Here is an 18,570-nt window from a genome sequence, read left to right as displayed (position 1 = left end):
GGAATGGACCATTGTGGCGAGGGGGCTTGCCCCCGTTGGACTGCGAAGCAGTCCCTGCACAGCAAATGCGTTTCATCAGAAAAAACGCATCCTGGATTTACGACGGCTTCGCCGCCGAACGGGGGCAAGCCCCATCGCCACAGGGTTTTGTGTTTACAAGGTCAGGGTCAACCGGCTGACGAGCGCCCCCGGCAACAGGGACGACGCAGTGTCCCGCTGGCTATAGGTACTCGCCGACAACAGCATCTCGCGTTCCTGGGTCAACGCTTCCAGTTGCGAACCCAGCAGGCTATAGGCGCTGTCATCAAACCGCATGGTGCTCACCGGCGCCTGAATCTCGCCATTCTCGACCCAGAACGTCGCAAACCGGGTCATGCCAGTCAGGCGTGCCGCCGGTTGGTCCGAGTAGTTCAGGTACCACAGGTTGCTGATGTACAAACCGGTGCCGAGTTGTTTGAGTACATCTGCCTCAGGCAAATCACCCGCCTGCAAGTTCAACGCACTCGGCGATTCACCGCCACTGGCGCCGTTCGCGGTCAGACCGTATTCGGCGGCACTGCGCGAGCCGACCATTTGCGCCCCGGCCTTGCCTTCGACAATCAAGCGCAGATCGCTGCGCGGGTAACCCTCGGCGGAAAACGCCGGGCTGAGCGAGCCGGTGACTTTTTCATCCAGCGAAACCAGTGGGCTGAACGTCTGATCTCCTGCGTAGAGCTTCTGCAATGGGCTGCTTTTGCTGGCAATCGACTGCGCGGAAAAACCGCCCCAGCACAGCATGCCCATGATCTCCTCCAGCGCGGCGGGGGCGAGGTAAGCGCGGTACTGCCCCGGCGCCAACGTGCGCAACGGCCGCCCCAGAAACTCAAGTTGCTCACGGGCCTGCTGGAAGCGCTTGGCAAAACCCTCACTGCTCCAGTCGTGCCCGGCGTAGCTGGCTTTCACTGCCTGGCCGTTTTCATGGAACAGGCTGAAGTCGAAGTTGAAACTGTTGGCCTGATGCCAGCCGAACGCCCCGGCGGAGCTTGCAAAGCCACGGCTGATCGGCCCGGCGGCATAGAAGCCGACCAGATCGAGACCTTCGGCGGCCTGGGTGATTTCAGCAATCACCTGCTCGCTGTCCGGCAGTGGATGCTCCTGCACGTTCCTGCTTTGCCAACCATTGTGGTTGAGCAGCAGGTACGGATCCTTCGGCAGGAGTGGCAAGGTTTCACGCAGCTGTTGCAGACCTTCGGTCAGACGCTGAAGGTCGACTTGCGGATCGTCCGCCAGGGTGATTTGCAGGTCGGCGTGACGGCCCTCGTTGATTAGTTTCAAACCGATGCTCGCCTGCTGCACTTGCCCGGCTTGCCGGACCTTGGCGTGGTTGAAACGCACGAAGGCCGACGACTCGGCGGCGTAGCTGAGGGTGAACTGTTCCGGTTCGCGCAGAGCTGCGCGCAATCCGGCGACCAAGGCCTGGAACGATTCGGCCTGGGCTTTTGACGAGATCGTGAAAGTAGTCATCAGGCATCTCCCCCGAACACATCAACGTTGCTGAACACGCAGGCAGGTGAAGCATGGCCGACGCGGATTACCTGATTCGGCTCGCCCTTGCCGCAGTTCGGCGTCCCGAGGACCTTGAACGTGCTGGCATCGCCGACGGCGCTGAGACTTTTCCAGAACTGCGCGGAAATTGCCCGGTAGTTCGGGTTCTTCACCACACCCTTGAGTTCGCCGTTTTCGATCAACTGGCCCCATTCGCAGCCGAACTGGAATTTGTTGCGCGCATCGTCGATGGACCAGGAGCGGTTGGTACTCATCAGAATGCCGTGCTCGATGTTGCCGATCAGTTGCTCCAGCGGTTGATCGCCGGGCTCGATATTCAGGTTGGCCATGCGGTCGATTGGCGGACGGTTCCAGCCGCAGGCGCGGCTGTTGGCGACGCCTTCCATGCCGGCGCGAAATTGCGACAGGGCACCGCCCAGCGGGCGCAGCAACAGACCCTCGCGGATCAGGAATTGTTTGCTGGCGGGCGTACCGTCGTCGTCATGGCTGTAGCTGGCCAGTTGTTCGGGAATGTCCGGGTCGAAGGTCACATTGAGCAGTTTCGAGCCGTACTGCAGGCTGCCGAAGTCTTCGGCTTTGACGAAGCTGGTGCCGGCGTAATTGCGTTCGTCGCCGAGGATGCGGTCCAGCTCCAGCGGGTGGCCGATGGATTCGTGGATCTGCAACATCATCTGGTCGGGCATCAGCAGCAGGTCGCGCGGACCTTGCGGCGTGTTCGGCGCCAACAGCAATTGCAGAGCCTGATCGGCAACTCGTGCGCCGGCCCCGATCAGGCCGCAACGACTGATGACATCGAAGCCACCTTGTTGGCCGAAGTTTTCCCGGCCGAGGGTACGGGTCTGACTGTCATTGCCGTCGTAGGCGGTGACATCGAGGCCGGGGTAGACGAAACGCTGGGCCTGACGCAGTTCGGCACCGGCACTGCTGAGGTATATCTGTTCGACATGAGTGATGCCGATGCTCACCTGCCAGTTCACCAGGCGCTCGTCCTTGGGGACGGCGGCGGATTCGGCACTGAGCAATGCGTAGCAGTCGCTCAGGGTCGGGAAGGGTTGATCGAGGTTCGGCGAAAAGTAGTCGGCACGGTCGCTGGAAACGGATTGCTCGCGCAGATCCAGCAGGGCGTGAGGCTTGAGCCGGCGCGCCTGGTGCTCGGCGCGTTCGAGGGCGGCTTGCAAGCCCTGTTGCGACAGGTCATTGGTGGCGGCATAGGCTTCGACGCCGTTGACCCGCACCGTCAGCATCGCCCCTTCGTCACGGCTCAGGCTTGGCGGTTCGGCGACGTTCTTGCGCACCGACAGGTACTGGCCAGACTCGCGCACATAACGCAGGGAAAAGAATTCAGCGCCCGTGCGCAAGGCAGCGAAGCGCTGCTTGAGCTGGGGGTAGAAATCGAACATTCAGAAACCTCCTTGGTATGGAGCATCGATGTTGCGAGGGGAGGGTGAAACATTTGCGTGGCGCTAGATTAGGCCTGCGTGGTGGTGGGAGCAAGGATGGAGCGGTTTGGGAAGGTTTGACTCGGGTGAGCCAGATAGAGGGGTGTCGCTTTATAAGGCCCCTTCGCGAGCAAGCCCGCTCCCACATTTACCCTCGGGTGTTCACAATATATATGTTCACCGAAGATCCAGTGTGGGAGCGGGCTTGCTCGCGAATAGCCGTGACGCGGTGCAGCGTCTTACGCAGTCTGGCCCACTTCCCGCATCGGCTTGCCCTTCACCGGCGCATCACCACACACGTAGTACGAAGCCTTGCTGCGCGGCAACGGCTGGCGGCCACGGATCTTGTCGGCGATTTTCTCGGCCATCATGATCGTCGGGGCGTTGAGGTTGCCGGTGGTGATGATCGGCATGATCGAGGCATCGACCACGCGCAGGCCTTGCATGCCGTGCACGCGACCTTCGCCATCGACCACGGCCATGTCGTCGGTGCCCATCTTGCACGAGCAGGACGGGTGGAACGCGGTTTCGGCGTGTTCGCGGATGAACTTGTCCAGTTGCTCGTCGGTTTGCACTTCGATGCCCGGGCTGATCTCGCGACCGCGGAAGGCATCCAGTGCCGGCTGCTGCATGATTTCACGGGTAAGGCGGATGCCGTCGCGAAATTCCTGCCAGTCCTGTTCGGTAGCCATGTAGTTGAACAGGATGCTCGGGTGCTGGCGTGGGTCCTTGGACTTGGCCTGGATGCGACCGCGGCTTGGCGAACGCATGGAACCCATGTGCGCCTGGAAGCCGTGCTCTTTCACACCGTTGCTGCCGTTGTAGTTAATCGCCACCGGCAGGAAGTGGTACTGGATGTTCGGCCACTCGAACTCTTCTCGGGTGCGGATGAAACCGCCGGCTTCGAACTGGTTGCTGGCGCCGATGCCGGTGCCGTTGAACAGCCATTCGGCACCAATGGCCGGTTGGTTGTACCAGAGCAGCGACGGGTACAGCGAGACCGGTTGGGTGCACGCGTATTGCAGGTACAGCTCAAGGTGATCCTGCAGGTTTTCACCGACGCCCGGCAGGTCGTGGACCACCGCAATGTCGAGCTTGTTCAGCAGTTGCGCAGGGCCGACGCCGGAGCGTTGCAGGATCTGCGGCGAAGCGATGGCGCCAGAGCACAGCAGCACTTCCTTGCGCGCCTTGGCTTCAACACGCTCTTCAGCATCGCCGACCAGGTAACGAACGCCGACCGCACGCTTGCCTTCGAACAGGATCTTGTCGGTCAGGGCGTGGGTGACGATGGTCAGGGTCGAACGCTTCTTGGCCACGTCCAGGTAGCCACGGGCAGTGGAGGCGCGACGACCTTTCGGGGTCACGGTGCGGTCCATCGGGCCGAAGCCTTCCTGTTGGTAGCCGTTCAAGTCTTCGGTACGCGGGTAACCGGCCTGCACGCCGGCTTCGACCATGGCGTGGAACAGCGGGTTATTGCCGGCTTTTGGCGTGGTCACGCTGACCGGACCGTCGCCACCGTGGTAGTCGTTCGGGCCGATGTCGCGGGTTTCCGCTTTACGGAAATACGGCAGGCAGTCCAGGTACGACCAGTCTTCCAGGCCTGGCAGTTTCGCCCAGCCGTCGTAGTCCATGGCGTTGCCGCGGATGTAGCACATGCCGTTGATCAGCGAGGAACCGCCCAGGCCCTTGCCGCGGCCGCATTCCATGCGACGGCCGTCCATGTGTGGCTCCGGATCGGTTTCGTAGGCCCAGTTGTAGCGACGGCCTTGCAGCGGGAACGCCAGCGCAGCCGGCATTTGCGTACGGAAGTCAAAACGGTAGTCCGGGCCGCCGGCTTCGAGCAGCAGGACGGTGACGCCTTCGTCTTCAGTCAGACGGGTCGCCAGGGTGTTACCGGCCGAGCCGGCACCGATGATGATGTAATCGAATTCTTGGGACATTGAATGCACCCTCTTTGGAGTTGGTCAGGTCAAAGGTCGCCGTGACGCCGCGCACCCGTGGCGAGGGGGCTTGCCCCCGTTCGGCTGCGCAGCAGTCGCAAATTCAGCGACCTCGTTCTATCTGAAAGCATGCGGCGTCTGGATGGGGCTGCTTCGCAGCCCAGCGGGGGCGAGCCCCCTCGCCACAATGGCGTTCACTCCAGAATGCGTGCGAATCAGAACACCGAGGCGTAATCGCCCAGCTCGACCTGTACCGATTTGATGCGGGTAAAGTTGTTCAGCGAGCTGATGCCGTTCTCACGACCAACACCCGACTGCTTGTAGCCACCGACCGGCATCTTCGCGTCGGATTCGCCCCAGGCGTTGATCCAGCAGATACCGGCTTCCAGTTGATGAATCACGCGGTGAGCGCGGTTCAGGTCCTTGGTGACGATGCCGGCGGCCAGGCCGAAGTCGGTATCGTTGGCACGGCGGATCACTTCTTCTTCGGTTTCATAAGACAGGATCGCCATGACCGGGCCGAAGATCTCTTCACGAACGATGGTCATGTCGTCGGTGCAGTCGGTGAACACGGTGGGTGCCACGAACGCACCTTTGGCGAATTCACCGTCAGTCAGGCGCTCGCCGCCGCACAGCAGGCGTGCACCTTCTTCCTTGCCCTTGGCGATGTAGCCCAGCACGCTTTCCATGTGGGCGAAGCTGACCAGCGGGCCGAAGTTGGTGTTTTCGTCTTCCGGGTTGCCGATGCGGATGCGTGCAACGCGCTCAGCAATCTTGGCTTCGAAAGCGGCTTTCAGGTGCGCCGGTACGAACACGCGAGTGCCGTTGGTGCAGACCTGACCGGAGCTGTAGAAGTTGGCCATCATCGCGGTGTCGGCGGCGCGATCGAGGTCGGCGTCGTCGCAGATGATCAGCGGCGACTTGCCGCCCAGTTCCATGGTCACGTCCTTGAGCGAGGAGCTCGAAGCGCTGGCCATGACTTTCTTGCCGGTGTCGGTGCCGCCGGTGAACGAGACTTTCTCGATGCGCGGGTGCTCGGTCAGCCAGGTGCCGACTTCGCGGCCGCTGCCGGTCAGAACGTTGAACACGCCATTCGGCACGCCGGCTTCGGTGTAGATCTCGGCCAGCTTCAGGGTGGTCAGGGAAGTGACTTCGCTTGGTTTGAAGATCATTGCGTTACCGGCCGCCAGGGCCGGTGCGGATTTCCACAGCGCGATCTGGATCGGGTAGTTCCACGCGCCGATACCGGCGACAACGCCCAGTGGCTCGCGACGGGTGTAGACGAACGAAGTGGTGCGCAGTGGGATCTGCTCGCCTTCGATGGCCGGCACCAGGCCTGCGTAGTACTCCAGCACGTCTGCACCGGTGACGATGTCGACGTAACGGGTTTCGGAGTAAGCCTTGCCGGTGTCCAGGGTTTCCAGGGCAGCCAGTTCGTCGTTGCGCTCGCGCAGGATTTCCACGGCGCGACGCAGGATGCGCGAACGCTCCATGGCGGTCATGGCGGCCCAGATTTTCTGGCCCTTTTCGGCGCTGACTACGGCGCGCTCGACGTCTTCCTTGGTCGCACGTTGTACTTTTGCGAGGACTTCTCCGTTAGCCGGGTTGATGGCTTCGAAAGTGGCGTCGCTGCTGGCGTCGCTGTACGCGCCATCGATGTAGAGTTTTTGCAGTTCGAAACGGGCCATATAGTCCTCGCAAGTGCATAAGTGGTTGGCGTTGACCACCGGGCGCGCCATGCAACCGGGCGACGCTGATCAGTGGCGGTTCAGGGGTTGAGCGTTTATGTGTGCTCTAACTCACCCGCTTGGCCAATTGGATATCCATGTATTCGTAAGCAATCTTTTGCGCCTGCCCGGTGTCGAAAGCATCTCCCGACAGCGCGCCGCGCAACCACAATCCGTCGATCAACGCTGCCAGGCCACGGGCCGCGCTGCGCGCATCATCGAGCGCCATCACACGGCGGAACTGGCAGCACAGGTTGGAATACAGGCGGTGATCGTTGATCCGCTGCAACCTGTGCAAAGACGGCTGGTGCATGCTGGTGGCCCAGAAGGCCAGCCAGGTTTTCATTGCCGGGCCATTGACCTGGCTGGCGTCGAAGTTGCCTTCGATAATCACCTGCAGATGCGCCCGCGGGCTGTCATCTGTCAGCGCCTGTCGACGTGCGGTGACGTTCTCGCTCAGGACAGTCATCAGGTACCCCATGGTGGCGGCGATCAGGCCATTCTTGTCCTGAAAGTAGTGACTGATGATGCCATTCGAGACACCGGCCAAACGGGCGATCAGCGCAATGCTGGCGTCCCCCATTCCGACCTGGTCGACCGCCTGCAAAGTAGCTTCGATCAACTGTTGGCGACGGATGGGTTGCATACCGACCTTGGGCATCTTGCACATCTCCTTAGGCCTTCCGGCAGACGCAAAACGTCTATCGGATCGAGGGCCAGTCTATTTTGTTTTGATTGAACGTTCAATCAACAAAGAATAAGATCTGCGACAAATCGTCGCTGCCTACAGATTTTTCCTACGCATCGCGGCGAAAAAAACGACTTCCGAAAATGCTCGAAACCTACGCGCCACGGCGCTCAAGAGGGTTCGAGCTTTTTATGGCTGTCTTTATATCACCCGCTGGTCGGCTGCTCACAAAGCGATTGGTCGGGTAATTCGTTTGTCTTGCGTCTTCTCTCGCACTGCCCGGAGCATCTGTGCCATGAGTTCTGCCTCGCTAATAAAGACCCCACCCGAGAAGGTGACGGTCAACGGTTGGGTGTTCTACACCTCTACCGCGCTGATTCTGTTGTTGACCGCCATTCTGATTATCGCCCCGCAGGAGGCCGGCAAAATGCTCGGCACGGCGCAGGCCTGGTTGTCGCGCAGCTTCGGCTGGTACTACATGGTGGTGATTGCCGCCTACCTGGTTTTCGTGGTCGGCCTGGCGTTCTCGTCCTACGGCAAGCTCAAGCTGGGCAGCAAGGACGACACCCCGGACTTCAGCTACGGCGCCTGGGCGGGGATGCTGTTCTCGTCGGGCATCGGCATTTCGTTGCTGTACTTCGGTGCTTCCGAGCCGCTGGACCACTACTTCAACCCGCCGGAAGGCGTGGCCGCCAGCAACCTGGCCGCTCGTCAGGCCGTGCAGTTGACGTTCCTGCACTGGGGCCTGCATGGCTGGGCAATTTATGCCTTGGTCGGCCTGGCGGTGGCGTACTTTGCTTATCGGCATAACCAGCCGCTGGCATTGCGTTCGGCGCTGTATCCGCTGGTGGGCGAGCGTTGGGTCAAAGGCGCGGCCGGTCATGCGGTGGACGGCTTCGGCATGTTCGTGACCCTGTTGGGGCTGGTGACCAACCTGGGGATTGGTTCGCTGCAGGTGTCGTCGGGCCTTGAAAACCTGTTCGGCATGGAACACAGCAACACCAACCTGCTGATCGTGATCATCGTGATGAGCACCGTGGCGACCATCGCTGCCGTGTCCGGGGTGGAAAACGGCATTCGTCGTCTGTCCAACCTCAACATCATCCTGTTTAGCGGCCTGCTGATTTTCGTCCTGCTGTTCGGTCCGACCCTGCACCTGCTCAATGGCTTCGTGCAAAACGTCGGTGACTATCTGAACGGCGTGGTGCTGAAGACTTTCGACCTTTACGTGTATGAAGGCGACAGCGAGAAGTCCGACCGCTGGTTGGGCCTGTGGACCCTGTTCTACTGGGCCTGGTGGATTTCCTGGGCGCCATTCGTAGGCATGTTTATCGCGCGTATTTCCCGTGGTCGTACGGTGCGTGAGCTGGTGGCTGGCGTGTTGCTGATTCCTCTGGGCTTCACCCTGGCATGGCTGTCGATCTTCGGTAACTCGGCCCTGGACCTGGTGATGAACCACGGGGCGGTGGAACTCGGGAAGACGGCTCTGGAACAGCCGTCCATGGCGATCTACCAGTTGCTTGAGCATTACCCGGCGTCGAAGGTTGTGATCGGCGTGTCGATTTTTGTTGGTTTCGTGTTGTTCCTGACGCCTGCGGATTCCGGCGCGGTGATGATGGCCAACCTGTCCTGTAAGGGCGGCACCGTCGACGAAGACGCCCCACACTGGCTGCGGATCTTCTGGTCGGCGGTGATCACCCTGGTGACTATCGGTCTGTTGTTCGCCGGTAACTTCGAAGCCATGCAGACCATGGTGGTGCTGGCCGGCCTGCCGTTCTCGGTGGTGCTTGTCTGCTTCATGTTTGGCTTGCACAAGGCCATGCGCCAGGACGTGCAGATCGAACAGGAGCAAGCGGAACTGGCTGCACGCGGTCGCCGTGGCTTCAGCGAGCGTCTGACACAGTTGGACCTGCAACCGAGCCAGTCGGTGGTACAGCGTTTCATGGACAAGCAGGTGAGCCCGGCATTGGCCGATGCGACGGCGCAGATGCGTGCTCAAGGGCTGCAAGTGCAGACGTTATTGGGTAAATCCAAGCGCTGCATGGGCGTGCGGGTCGAGATGGAAGAGGGCAACCCTTTTGTCTACGAAGTGAGCCTGGATGGCTATCTGGCGACGCCGACCGAGTCGGCCCAGTCCGATGAGACGCGTCAGCGTTACTACCGCGCCGAGGTGTACCTGCACAACGGTAGCCAGGACTACGACTTGATGGGCTTCACCCAGGATCAGATCACCCGTGACGTGCTCGATCACTTTGAAAGCCATCGGCAGCTCCTTGGCCGGGTTTATAGCTGAAGTTGCAGTGACGCGGCCCGGGGTTAGGGCCGCGTTGTTCCTGCGGCCATCGATTGATCCGCAATCCAGCCCTCACCCCAGCCCTCTCCCAGAGGGAGAGGGAGCCGACCGAGTTGTCATGCGCAATGCGTCGACCTGAATAATCGAGTCGATTATGGATCCGATGGAGGAGGAGCAGGCGGGTGTAACGCTGAAGAGGGAGCCGACCGAGTTGTCATGCGCAATGCGTCGACCTGAAAAATCGAGTCGATTATGGATCCGATGGAGCAAGAGCAGGCGGGTGTAACGCTGGAGAGGGAGCCGGCCGAGTTGTCGTGCGCAATGCGTCGACCTGAAAAATCGAGTCGATTATGGATCCGATGGAGGAGCAGCAGGCGGGTGTAACGTTGAAGAGGGAGTCGACCGCGTTGTCTTGCGCAATGCGTCGACCTGAAAAATCGAGTCGATTATGGATTCGATGAAGCAGGATCAGGTCGGTGTAGCTCTGAAGCATCCCCCAATCAGTCCCCTCTCCCTCTGGGAGAGGGTTAGGGTGAGGGGCTTTTTCCCTGACCCAATAAAAAAGGATCGCTCATCGCGATCCCTTTTTTCATCCCGCCTTACCCCAGGTTCTTCCCAAGCAAAGCGTGATACAGCTCGCTGTCCCCCAGAATCCCGACCACATGGTTGTTATCGTGCAGCACCAGCTTGTTACCTGTCTGGTAACGAATCTGCAGCGCGTCACGCATGCCGATGTTCGAGTCCACCAAGGTTGGTCGACGACCCAGACCTTCAACCGCCTGACCCGGTATCCAGTTCTGCAAATCCAGCGCTGATCCGTTCTGCCGTGCCCCTTTGATGGTGTTGCCTTCGGCCAGGTCCAGCCACGAATCGCCACCCGGGTCGAGGCACACCGAACCGTTGATGCGTTTGCATTTGTCCAGGGTGCGCATCAGGCTGCGACCGCAAAGTACGTTCAGCGGGTTAGTGTGGGCGACGAAGGTCCGCACGTAGTCGTCCGCAGGGTTGAGGACGATTTCCTCCGGCTTGCTGTACTGGATGATCCGCCCGTCTTTCATGATCGCGATGCGGCTGCCCAGTTTCAGGGCTTCATCGAGGTCGTGACTGACGAACACGATGGTCTTGCTCAGCTTGCGCTGCAGTTCCAGCAGTTCGTCTTGCAGACCCTGGCGGATCAGCGGGTCGAGTGCGGAGAACGGTTCGTCCATCAGCAGGATGTCGGCGTCCATCGCCAGGGCGCGGGCCAGGCCCACCCGTTGCTGCATCCCGCCGGAAAGCTCGTCGGGTTTCTTGTTGCGCCATTGGGTCAGGCCTACCAGCTCAAGCTTGTCGTCCACCAGCTTGCGTCGTTCCTTCTCTGGTCGGCCCTGCATTTCCAGGCCGAAGCTGATGTTTTCGCGCACCGTCAGCCAGGGCATCAGGGCGAACTTCTGGAATACCATCGCAATGCGCTTGGTGCGCATCATTTTCAGTTCAGCGGCGGTGCAGGACGCAATGTTGATCTGCTTGCCTTCGTGCTCGACGAACAGCTTGCCACGGCTGACGGTGTTGAGGCCGTTGATGCAACGCAGCAGGCTGGACTTGCCGGAGCCGGACAGGCCCATCAGCACGCAGATTTCCCCTTTTTCGATATCCAGGCTGGCCTTTTCGACGCCAACGATCTGCCCGGTCTTTTTCAGGATCTCGCCACGGGTCAAACCTTGATCGAGAAGTTTCAGTGCTTCGCGCGGATCTTTGGTGAAGATCACGTCTACGTCTTCAAAGCGAATTATGCTCATGCGTCACCCCCTACTTTGGCGTCGGGTTGTTTGCAGATACGGTCGAGCATGATCGCCAGCAGTACGATCGCCAGGCCCGCTTCGAAGCCCAGGGCGATATCAGCAGTGTTCAGTGCGTTGACCACCGGTTTGCCCAGGCCATCGGCGCCTACCAGTGCCGCGATCACCACCATCGACAGCGACAGCATGATGCACTGGGTGATGCCGGCCGCGATGCTCGGCATGGCGTGGGGCAGTTCAATCCGTGTGAGCAGTTGGCGACGCGAGCAGCCGAAGGCTTTGCCGGCGTCCATCAATTCTTGCGGGACATCGCGGATACCCAGGTAGGTCAGGCGGATGGGCGCGGCAATCGCAAACACCACCGTGGAGATCAGGCCCGGGACCACGCCCAGCCCGAAGAGGGTCAGGGTAGGAATGAGATAAACGAAGGTCGGTACGGTCTGCATAAGATCGAGTACCGGACGCATTACCGTGTAGAACATCGGCTTGTGCGCCGCGACGATGCCCAGTGGCACGCCGATCAGCACGCACACCAGGGTGGCGAACAGCACCTGGGCGAGGGTTTCCATGGTTTCCTGCCAGTACCCAAGGTTGAGGATCAGCAGAAAGGAAGCGACGACGAACGCGGTCAGGCCCCATTTGCGTTGGATGAAGTGTGCCAGCAGTGCAATCAGGCCGATCAATGCCAGCGGGTTGAACCAGGTCAGCGCAAACGTCACGCCGTGGATCATCGTTTCCAGGGTCACGGCGATTGCGTCAAAGGTGTTGGCGCCATGTTGCGTCAACCATTCAACGAAGCCCGCGATGTACTGGCCTAAAGGGATTTTCTGATCAATCAGCATGGTATTGAACGTCCGCATGCAAGGAAATAACAGCCCGGACGGCCGGAGCCGTCCGGCATAAACAATTACTGCGCAAGCTTGGCTTTCACGGCCTCCAGGCCAGGTTTACCGTCAATGGTGGTCACGCCAGCGAGCCAGGTATCGAGCACCTGTGGATTGTTTTTCAGCCAGGCCTTGGCGGCCGCATCAGGCTTCATTTTGTCGTCCAGGATGTTGCCCATCAGTTCACTTTCCATGTCGACGGTGAACTCCAGGTTCTTGAGCAACTGACCGACGTTGCTGCACTCCTGCGCATAGCCCTTGCGGGTGTTGGTCGCCACGGTGGCGGCACCGAAGTCCGGGCCGAAGAAGTCATCACCACCGGTCAGGTATTGAATCTTGAAGCGCTTGTTCATCGGATGCGGCGCCCAGCCGAGGAACACCACGGAGGTGTCGCGTTTCTGTGCGCGTTCGACCTGCGACAGCATGCCTGCCTCGCTGGACTCGACGACTTTGAAACCGGCGTCCTTGAGGCCAAAGGCGTTCTTGTCGATCATGGTCTGGATCAGACGGTTACCGTCGTTGCCGGGCTCGATGCCATAGATCTTGCCGTCGAGTTCTTTCTTGAATTTGGCGATGTCGGCGAAATCGTGCAGCCCCTTGTCGTACAAGGCTTGAGGAACGGCGAGGGTGTACTTGGCGCCCTTGAGGTTGGTGCGCACGGTTTCCACGGTGCCGGCCTCGCGATAAGCCTTGATGTCGTTTTCCATGGTCGGCATCCAGTTACCGAGGAACACGTCCATGTTCTTGCCATCGGCCAGGGACTTATAGGTCACGGGCACGGAAATCATGGTGGTCTTGGTCTTGTAGCCCAAGGCGTTGAGCACGACGCTGGTGGTCGCGGTTGTTGCGGTGATATCGGTCCAGCCGACATCGGAGAAGTTTACGGTGCTGCATTGCGCCGGTTCTGCGGCATGCGCCAGAACCGGCAGACTTAGCATGGCGGCCAACAACAACGACGGGGAACCTTTCATGGATGGACTCCTTGGTGTTTTTTTTGGCAGTGTTCCGACTGGACCACCGCACTTATAGGTTGCGGTTGGGTGGCGTTTGGAGACAGCTCTACTACGGCGCCGTGCAATCGAGTCGATATGATCATGTACCAGTGAAAATCTGACGCCTACAGGGTGCGTCGTATCCAGTACAGGGAGGGTCGCATCCAGTGTCGGTGACGTCGTTTACAGATTTTTTCAGCCCTCTTTGTCCCTCTGATCCGCAAAAAAACGGCGAAAACGCTGCGTAAAAGACACGCGGCGTTAGTGGGCATGAGTGCGTCGGTGTGAGACGTCGAAAGACACGGTAAAAGCCCGATCATGCGGCCATCTCGGCGGATTGCAGCTTGAGCGTAGCAGCTCCGCCACCGGGCGCTTTTGCGTGCGGCGCAGGTACACCCAGGAGTTCGGCAGTCATGGCTATCAGTGTTTTCGATCTGTTCAAAATCGGTATCGGCCCTTCCAGTTCCCACACCGTGGGGCCGATGCGGGCTGCGGCTTTGTTCGTGCAAGGCTTGCGTGAGCGTGGGTTGCTGGAACAGGTACGGCGTGTCGAGGTCCAGCTGTTCGGTTCGTTGTCGGCCACCGGTATCGGTCACGGCAGCGACAACGCGGTGATCATGGGCCTGATGGGGGAGTGGCCGGATGCGATCGATCCGTCGCAAATCGGCCTGCGCATCGACATCCTGCGCGAAACGGATACGTTGTTGCTCGACGGACGTTTGCCGGTCCCGTTCATCTGGTCCAGGGACATGCGCCTGATCGATGAAAACCTGCCGTTTCACCCCAACGCCATGACCCTGATTGTCGAAGGCGATGACGGCGAGTTGCATCGCGACACCTACTATTCGGTCGGCGGCGGTTTTGTCGTCGATGAGGCGCAAGCCAGCAGCGGGGTGGTCGACATGGATCGCACCGAGCTGCCATACGATTTTTCCAGCGCGGCCGAGTTGCTGGAACTGTGTAAAACGCACAACCTGCGGGTGGCCGAACTGATGATGGCCAACGAGAAGGTCTGGCGCAGCGAAGAGGAAATCCGCAGTGGCCTGATGCACCTGTGGCGCGCCATGCAGGATTGCGTCGAGCACGGCCTCAAGCACGAGGGCATCCTGCCCGGTGGCCTGAATGTGCGCCGTCGCGCGGCCAAATTGCATCGCAGCCTGCAGGAGCTGAACAAACCCAACGTGATCGGCTCGACGCTGAGCGCCATGGAGTGGGTCAACCTGTTTGCCCTCGCGGTCAACGAAGAGAACGCCGCCGGCGGGCGCATGGTCACGGCACCGACCAATGGCGCGGCGGGGATCATTCCAGCGGTGTTGCACTACTTCATGAAGTTCAGCGAGGACGTGACCGACGCCAATGTCGTCGACTACCTGCTCGGCGCGGCTTCGGTGGGGATCCTGTGCAAGAAGAACGCCTCGATCTCCGGTGCCGAAGTCGGTTGCCAGGGCGAAGTCGGTTCGGCCTGCGCCATGGCGGCAGCGGGTTTGGCGGAAATCCTCGGGGCCACACCGGAACAACTGTGTAACGCGGCGGAAATTGGCCTGGAGCACAACCTGGGACTCACGTGCGATCCGGTGGGCGGCCTGGTGCAGGTGCCGTGTATCGAGCGCAACGCGATTGCTGCGGTGAAAGCGATCAACGCGGCGCAAATGGCTTTGCGCGGCGATGGTCAGCACTTTATCTCGCTGGATCGGGTGATTCGCACGATGCGCGATACCGGTGCTGATATGCATGACAAATATAAGGAGACGTCGCGGGGTGGGTTGGCGGTAAGCGCGGTGGAGTGCTGAGACCGAGTCGACCCTATCGCCAGCAGGCTGGCTCCCACAGTAGATTTGGATCGACCACAAAACCTGTGGGAGCCAGCCTGCTGGCGATGGGGCCAGACCAGTCAAAACTGCGCGCTAAGTGAACACGTATTCCCAAGCGCGCCACCTTTTGGCGCGTCGCTCACAGATAAGTAACTGACTTCAAAATCAGGACCTGCCCCGGCCCTGACCATCCGTCACCCGTGCCTGCGGTGACACTCTTGCCGGGCGGCCCGCAGCCCTGTTCCCACAAGTGCTACCGATTTGCTCACAGGCAACGGAGCAGGGCACTCGCCGCCGCTGATGGCACTTATAACCCCTACTCCCTGCGCGTCATATATAGACACATTCCGACGTCGTTTTCAGGAGTTATTGAACGCGCATTCAAATTTAGGCATGGCAATTGCTCTGTCATTACAAAGCCCGTCTCCCGCGCGAGAACGATGGCCATAACAAGAGCCTCCGCCTGAGGCCATCACCCGCTTTGTGTGAGGAGATACCGCGATGACGTCGTCCAACTCTGGGGCCCAACCCCAGAACCGTGCGCCTCAATCCATCGGCTTTTTGCTGCTGGACAATTTCACGCTGATTTCCCTGGCCTCGGCAGTGGAACCCCTGCGCATGGCCAACCAATTGTCCGGCCGTGAGCTGTATCGCTGGACGACCCTCACCGTCGACGGCGGTCAGGTATGGGCCAGTGACGGTCTGCAGATCACTCCAGATGCTTCCATGCACAAAGCTCCACCGATGGACACCATCATTGTTTGCGGTGGCATTGGTATTCAACGCACTGTTACCCGCGAACACGTGTCCTGGCTGCAAAGCCAGGCCCGTCAGTCCCGCCGCCTCGGAGCCGTGTGCACCGGCAGCTGGGCCCTGGCCTGTGCGGGTCTGCTCGATGGTTTCGATTGCAGCGTGCATTGGGAATGCCTGGCAGCGATGCAGGAAGCGTTTCCGCGGGTGGCCATGAGTACCCGTCTGTTCACCCTCGACCGTAACCGCTTCACCAGCTCCGGTGGCACCGCGCCGCTGGACATGATGCTGCACCTGATCAGCCGCGATCACGGCCGTGAGCTGTCGGCCGCGATCTCGGAGATGTTCGTTTACGAACGCATCCGCAACGAACAGGATCACCAGCGCGTCCCGCTCAAGCACATGCTCGGCACCAATCAGCCGAAGTTGCAGGAAATCGTCGCACTGATGGAGGCCAACCTCGAAGAGCCGATCGACCTCGACGAACTGGCGGTGTACGTCGCCGTGTCCCGTCGACAGCTCGAGCGGCTGTTCCAGAAATACCTGCATTGCTCGCCGTCGCGTTACTACCTGAAGCTGCGCCTGATCCGCGCGCGTCAGTTGCTCAAGCAAACGCCGATGTCGATCATCGAAGTGGCGTCGGTCTGTGGCTTCGTGTCCACGCCGCACTTCTCCAAGTGCTACCGCGAATACTTCGGCATTCCGCCGCGTGACGAGCGCGTAGGGTCCAATACCACGCAGCAGGTGGCGATGATGCCGCTGCCACAGGCCTTGGTACTGTCGCCGTTGTCGGGGCCGTTGTCGGCGCTGAGTCAGGCGCGTAATGAGTCGACTTTTGCCAGCGTAAGGCTCTAGACCGAGGCGCCTTCATTCGCGAGCAAGCCCGCTCCCACATTCAACCGCATTCCCATGATGGAACTCGGTTGAATGTGGGAGCGGGCTTGCTCGCGAAGGCGTCTTAACGGGCGGTCTGGCTCTGCTGGTACTCCGCCAATGCCGGCAGCAATTGCCTGTCAATGGCCTGGCGCACCGCCGGCAGGATCGTCGCGCTGCTGGTGTACATCTGCTTGACCATGGTGCGCAGCACGATGGCCCGCTCGTTGTTCAAACCTCGCACCGCAAACTCGCAAGCCTGCTCAGCCGTGGCGCCGGTTGGCACTTGAAAGCCCAATGACTTGAGCTGACCCAACAGGTCTTCCTGGTCTATCAAATCGGCGTGCATCATGACGCTAATCCTTCTTCTGGGAATGATGTCGTGGCTCGATTCTGGTAGGGGCACGCAGTGGCGGCAAGGGCGATTTGTCGTAATGGCAGCATTGACTATGAACAGGTCGTTTTCGGGCTATTTCCCTGCGCTGAGAGTCGGCACACTGGACACAGCTTGCTTCACGAGGGTTTGGTCACCTTTCCACGGCAGCTCCTCAACAGTACCTTCTGCCTCGATCCTGTCACGGCTTGATCGGGGCTTTTTTTGCCTGTGAATCTCCCACATTGGATCAATGTCGTGCACGGATCCCCTGTGGGAGCAGGCTTGCTCGCGAAGAACGATGACGCGGTCTAGCGTTGCAACACAAGAATGCGCGACAACAACTCATCCCGATCCACATAACACCCCTGGAAATGCCGCGCCCCGGTAGCGGGATCAAAGGCATTGCGCGCATGCAAAGTGCGACGGTTGTCGAAGCACCAGAGCTCGCCCGGATTGAGCCTTTGCATCAGCCTGAATCGGGGTTCACGAGTCATCGCAATGAAGCGCCGATAGGCGTGATAAAGCGTGGGCATCTGCTCCACCGACGCATCGAACGGCCCCCGCAAAAAGTTCGCCATGCGAATCTCCGACACCTGCCCCAATGCATCCAGGGCGATGATCGGCGCGAGGCAGCGGTAGTCGCTGTAGCGGTCCTTGTTGCGAAACTCCACGGGGATCTCGCAAAGGCTGGTGAATGCCGCCGGGTCTTCGCGGCGCAAGGCGTCGGCGATGGCAAAACCGTCGACGAAAATACTCTCGCCACCCTCGGCATCGTTGACCAGGCAATGCAGGAATTGCAGCCCCGGTTGTAACTCGCGGGTAGGCAGGTCGCTGTGCAACGGCAGGTTGAAAGCGGTGTAGGCGTTGCTGTCGGCATCGGCCTTGGATTGCACGTTGAACAACACGCCGAAATTGCTCTCGCGGATGAAGGAAATACGCTGGGCGATCAGCTTCAGCGAGCCGGGCTCCGTTGGGACGCCACGGACCTGGGTCAGGCCGGTGTCGCGCACGGCCAGCAGCCATTGCAGCAGGGCGTCGTTGTCCTTCATCAGCGCTTGATAGTCGAACACCGGCAACTGCAGATCACTGTGCCAAAGCCTGGCTTTGGGCTTGCCGGCCAGGCGCTCGGCGCGGGATTCGTCGTCATAGGCGTGGGCCCGCAACCAGCCGGGGTCGAAGCGGCTGAGGTGGCCATCCTGCCATTGCACGCTCAGGCAACCTTCAGCGTCGATGCTGGTTTGGGCGGGCATCAGGTTTTCCGGTACATCGACGATTTCCAGCACCTGTTCGCGGGTCACCGTGTAGACGCATGACGGGCACGGGCAATTGTCCCGCAGCCAGGGGTGGTGAAAGGGGCTGACGCGGTTGTCGGCCCACTTCACCAGGACACGATCGGCCATGGCCTGCACGCCGGTCAGCGCGCTGATCAATGGATAAGTACGGAAGTCGGCAAAAGCGGCGGCGGTGTTCATGC

13 protein-coding genes are annotated in these 18,570 nt (G+C 60.3%); 3 read left to right on the top strand and 10 right to left on the bottom strand.

Going from position 1 to position 18,570, the window contains the following annotated elements:
* Window positions 1-153 precede the first annotated feature (153 nt).
* The 5 genes from ASE98_RS16250 to betI form a co-directional block, all read right to left on the bottom strand.
* On the bottom strand, window positions 154-1,503 hold the full coding sequence (locus tag ASE98_RS16250) for a TldD/PmbA family protein (RefSeq protein ID WP_060542359.1): 1,350 nt from the start codon (window positions 1,501-1,503) through the stop codon (window positions 154-156).
* The gene (locus ASE98_RS16245; RefSeq protein WP_060542358.1) at window positions 1,503-2,945 is read right to left on the bottom strand and encodes a TldD/PmbA family protein; all 1,443 of its coding nucleotides are present in this window, start codon (window positions 2,943-2,945) and stop codon (window positions 1,503-1,505) included. The genes ASE98_RS16250 and ASE98_RS16245 overlap by 1 nt, the downstream gene beginning before the upstream one ends.
* 278 nt (window positions 2,946-3,223) lie before the next feature.
* A complete protein-coding gene (gene betA, locus ASE98_RS16240) occupies window positions 3,224-4,924 on the bottom strand; it encodes a choline dehydrogenase (protein ID WP_060542357.1) in 1,701 nt (566 codons plus the stop codon).
* A 215-nt stretch (window positions 4,925-5,139) separates the two neighbouring features.
* Window positions 5,140-6,612, bottom strand: coding sequence for a betaine-aldehyde dehydrogenase (gene betB, locus ASE98_RS16235; protein ID WP_060542356.1), 1,473 nt, complete (start codon window positions 6,610-6,612; stop codon window positions 5,140-5,142).
* A 106-nt stretch (window positions 6,613-6,718) separates the two neighbouring features.
* Window positions 6,719-7,312 (bottom strand): transcriptional regulator BetI, encoded by a 594-nt coding sequence (gene betI / locus ASE98_RS16230; protein ID WP_060542355.1) that lies wholly within the window; start codon window positions 7,310-7,312, stop codon window positions 6,719-6,721.
* Between the two features lie 379 nt (window positions 7,313-7,691).
* Between betI and ASE98_RS16225 the strand changes: the two genes are divergently transcribed.
* Window positions 7,692-9,632, top strand: coding sequence for a BCCT family transporter (locus ASE98_RS16225; RefSeq protein ID WP_236707812.1), 1,941 nt, complete (start codon window positions 7,692-7,694; stop codon window positions 9,630-9,632).
* Between the two features lie 599 nt (window positions 9,633-10,231).
* On the opposite strand, the gene choV is transcribed toward ASE98_RS16225, so the two are convergent.
* The 3 genes from choV to ASE98_RS16210 form a co-directional block, all read right to left on the bottom strand.
* Complete coding sequence (gene choV / locus ASE98_RS16220; RefSeq protein ID WP_060542353.1) at window positions 10,232-11,410, bottom strand: choline ABC transporter ATP-binding protein; 1,179 nt, start codon at window positions 11,408-11,410, stop codon at window positions 10,232-10,234.
* Complete coding sequence (gene choW, locus ASE98_RS16215) at window positions 11,407-12,252, bottom strand: choline ABC transporter permease subunit (protein WP_060542927.1); 846 nt, start codon at window positions 12,250-12,252, stop codon at window positions 11,407-11,409. The genes choV and choW overlap by 4 nt, the downstream gene beginning before the upstream one ends.
* Before the next feature lie 65 nt (window positions 12,253-12,317).
* Window positions 12,318-13,265, bottom strand: coding sequence for a choline ABC transporter substrate-binding protein (locus ASE98_RS16210; RefSeq protein ID WP_060542352.1), 948 nt, complete (start codon window positions 13,263-13,265; stop codon window positions 12,318-12,320).
* A 434-nt stretch (window positions 13,266-13,699) separates the two neighbouring features.
* On the opposite strand from ASE98_RS16210, the gene ASE98_RS16205 reads away from it, so the two are divergent.
* A complete protein-coding gene (locus ASE98_RS16205; protein WP_060542351.1) occupies window positions 13,700-15,076 on the top strand; it encodes an L-serine ammonia-lyase in 1,377 nt (458 codons plus the stop codon).
* A 522-nt stretch (window positions 15,077-15,598) separates the two neighbouring features.
* On the top strand, window positions 15,599-16,702 hold the full coding sequence (locus tag ASE98_RS16200; protein ID WP_060542350.1) for a GlxA family transcriptional regulator: 1,104 nt from the start codon (window positions 15,599-15,601) through the stop codon (window positions 16,700-16,702).
* Between the two features lie 103 nt (window positions 16,703-16,805).
* On the opposite strand, the gene ASE98_RS16195 is transcribed toward ASE98_RS16200, so the two are convergent.
* Both ASE98_RS16195 and ASE98_RS16190 read right to left on the bottom strand, forming a co-directional pair.
* Window positions 16,806-17,072 (bottom strand): hypothetical protein, encoded by a 267-nt coding sequence (locus ASE98_RS16195; protein ID WP_060542349.1) that lies wholly within the window; start codon window positions 17,070-17,072, stop codon window positions 16,806-16,808.
* Between the two features lie 332 nt (window positions 17,073-17,404).
* On the bottom strand, window positions 17,405-18,568 hold the full coding sequence (locus tag ASE98_RS16190; protein WP_060542348.1) for a gamma-butyrobetaine dioxygenase: 1,164 nt from the start codon (window positions 18,566-18,568) through the stop codon (window positions 17,405-17,407).
* Between the last annotated feature and the right edge of the window lie 2 nt (window positions 18,569-18,570).

The organism is Pseudomonas sp. Leaf48, from assembly GCF_001421885.1.
Lineage (GTDB): Bacteria > Pseudomonadota > Gammaproteobacteria > Pseudomonadales > Pseudomonadaceae > Aquipseudomonas.
The sequence above is the reverse complement of the archived record's forward strand: the minus strand, read 5'-3'. Positions and strand labels throughout refer to the sequence as shown.